2 protein-coding genes are annotated in these 3,371 nt (G+C 35.6%); both read left to right on the forward strand.

Annotation, left to right across the window (positions count from 1 at the left end; genetic code table 11):
- Nucleotides 1–831 precede the first annotated feature (831 nt).
- Nucleotides 832–1,116 carry a hypothetical protein gene (locus AC2A1G_RS19980; protein ID WP_484048638.1) on the forward strand — a complete coding sequence of 95 codons (285 nt, stop codon included), beginning with the start codon at nt 832–834 and terminating at the stop codon, nt 1,114–1,116.
- Nucleotides 1,117–1,722: 606 nt separating this feature from the next.
- On the forward strand, nt 1,723–3,291 hold the full coding sequence (locus tag AC2A1G_RS19985) for a type I restriction-modification system subunit M (RefSeq protein ID WP_484048639.1): 1,569 nt from the start codon (nt 1,723–1,725) through the stop codon (nt 3,289–3,291).
- The last annotated feature ends 80 nt before the right edge of the window (nt 3,292–3,371 follow it).

Below are 3,371 nucleotides of genomic sequence, written 5' to 3' on the forward strand. Positions count from 1 at the left end.
AAGTGTAAAAACTACTGTTTAGTGTAAGAAATGCCAAACTGAGAGGAATTGAAGTGATTCCTGTTTTATCGCAAGGTTAAACGAAGAGTTTTTATGAGACGCATAAATTTTAAGATAAACCAAGGCGTAAACTTAAGAAGGAAATACAATGTTTTGTTACCCGAACTAAGCTTCGACTACGCTCAGCCTGACAATGTAAAAAACTACGGTTAGCATTAGCGATGTCAAACTGAGCGAAGTCGAAGTGTTTTTGAAAGAAGCGGAAGTCACGTTCTACTCTATACATCGTTTATTGACTATGCCTTCGACAACAAGCCCAGCGTGACAGTGTAAAAACTACTGTTTAGTGTAAGAAATGCCAAACTGAGAAGAATTGAAGTGATTTCTGTTTTATCGCAAGGTTAGACGAAGAGTTTTTATAAGGCGCATAAATTTTAAGATAAACCAAGGCGTAAACTTAAGAAGGAAATACAATGTTTTGTTACCCGAACTAAGCTTCGACTCCGCTCAGCCTGACAATGTAAAAAACTACGGTTAGCATTAGCGTTGTCACACTGAGCGGAGTCGAAGTGTTTTTGAAAGAAGCGGAAGTCACGTTCTACTCTACTCACTGATTATAGACTAAGGCTTCGACAGGCTCAGCCTGACAGTGTGTATTTAATCTCACAGTCAGCATCTTACACATATTACAGGATTCATGCGGGTTGCGAAGAAATTTATATGCTATGCATTATTTTTCATCTCGAAAAAGTGAAAAATTTTAACCCAAAATTTGTTTTTGAAATATTTTTTTTATTAATTTTACTATACAACACTAAAAAAGATACGAACATGAAAAACAAATTATTTCTCTCTCAGGACTTCCTGAGAGACCTAATCAGTCAGCTGCAGTTTTTAACCGATTCTCCTGAAAGTATGATCCTTCATTTCAATGATGATGAAATTATTTTTGAAGAAGATTTAGCAAAAAAATGGGGAATCCATGTAAGGACGCTTCGGAATTACAGAAATCAACAGAAAATCCGATATTTTAGTCTTTTTGGCAGAATCGTTTATCTGAGGACATTTCTTTATCTCGATATCCTTACCGAGTTTTACAGACACAACTATAAATAAACTTTTTTTGAATTATCAGTCGCCATTCCTTTTACAGGAGTGGCGATTTTCATGTGCTGCTATTTTAAGAGGTGGAGAAGTGGAATTTTTTAGAATTCATTTGATAGCGCTTTACCCCGACCCTAAAGGGTGGCGCTGCGACTTTGTTTTTTGTTTTACAAAACTTCGTCTGTTCATTGGTTCTGAGGACATCCATATTAACATCGGGACACTTGAACTGACGGAGGTTACTTCAAAATACTTTTTAAAATCTATCTGCACTCACTTTGTCATGCCGTAGGCATCTAAGCGGTGGGAATTCATTCTATGTTTTCTTTTCACTTGATTGCTGATTTTAAGGGGCTAAGGATGCGAACAAGTTGCTTAAGTTAGTGTAAAGATGTAATTATCATCTTATCGTAAAACCATTTATTTTTCAGAGGAGCTCCGTGGGAGCTGAAACTTTATAGCAAAATAATATTTAAACATTCATTCAAGCTCCTTAGGAGCGACACCTTTAGCGGTAATTGACTTTTTTTTAATTTTTAAGTGTAATACGGGATGTCGTAATCTTTTGATGGTGATTTTTTTTATCTTTGAGGTCTTAGATTAAGGATTTAAAATAATATGTCAGAAGAACAGAAACGTCAGTTGCAACAGCAACTTTGGAATATTGCGAATACTTTACGAGGTAAAATGGATGCGGATGAATTCCGTGATTATATTTTAGGATTTATTTTCTATAAGTATCTTTCAGAGAAAATCCATTTTACGGCTAATAAAATCTTGTTAGATTCTGGTGAAGAAGTTGATTACAATGACGTTGATGAAAATTCTGAAGCTGGAAAAGCAATTGTAGAAGCTATTTATGAAGAGGTGGTTGAAGATTTAGGCTACTTCCTGAAACCTTCTGAACTTTTCAGTAATATTGCTAAAAAAGGACATCAGAAACAGGAAGGAAAGTCGAACTTTATCTTAGCTGAACTTACCAAAATTCTTAATAATATTGAGCAATCAACATTAGGAACAAACAGTGAAGATGATTTTGAAGGGCTTTTTGATGATTTAGATCTTACTTCTTCCAAATTAGGAAGAACAGAAGACGAAAAAAATACGTTAATCTCCAAAGTTCTGTATCATCTGGATGATATTGATTTCAATTTATCAGATACCAACGCTGACGTTTTGGGAGATGCTTACGAATATCTGATTGCACAGTTTGCAAGTGGCGCCGGAAAAAAAGCAGGAGAATTTTATACTCCTCAACAGGTTTCTACCATTCTTGCAAGAATTGTGACCAGCAGAAAATCACAGTTAAAATCTGTATATGACCCGACTTGTGGAAGTGGTTCGTTGCTTTTGAGGGTTGCACGAGAAGCGAAAGTAAGTGATTTCTACGGTCAGGAAATGAACCGTACTACCTACAACTTGGCAAGAATGAATATGATTCTTCACGGTGTCAATTACAGCAATTTTGATATCCGACAAGAAGATACTCTGGAAAAACCTCAGCACCTTGATAAAACATTTGATGCCATTGTCGCCAATCCGCCTTTCTCGGCAAAATGGAGCTCGAATGAACTTCTTTTGTTGGACGAAAGATTTTCACAATACGGAAAATTAGCACCTTCTTCAAAAGCAGATTTTGCTTTTATCCAGCATATGATTCATCATTTGGATGAAAACGGAATTATGGCTGTGGTAATGCCTCACGGAGTTCTCTTCCGTGGTGCAGCCGAATTGGTTATCCGGAAATATCTAATCAAGGAGAAAAATTATCTTGATGCTGTTATTGGTTTACCTGCCAATATTTTCTTTGGAACAAGTATTCCGACGTGTATTTTGATTTTCAAAAAATGCCGTGAAGCCGATGAGGATATTCTGTTTGTTGATGCAAGCAAAGAGTTCGAAAAACAGAAAAATCAAAACGTTCTTCGTCATACCCACATTGATAAAATTGTTGAAGCTTACCAAAACCGTACAGTTACTGAAAAATTCAGTTATAAAGCGACCTTACAGGAAGTTGCTGATAATGATTACAATTTAAATATTCCTCGTTATGTTGATACTTTTGAGGAGGAAGACGAAATTGATATTCAGGCGGTAATGGCGGAGATTAAAGAACTTGAAGCCAAGCGTTCTCAACTGGATTCTGAAATTGAAGTTTATTTGAAAGAATTGGGTCTTGTTTTTTAAGTATCCTTAATGTTTATAGCTAATACAGTGAATTATTAAGATGAAAAAACAAGATAAAAATATGGGTAATTTTCCTAATT

This window comes from Chryseobacterium sp. HNCC26DJ240, from assembly GCF_057180485.1.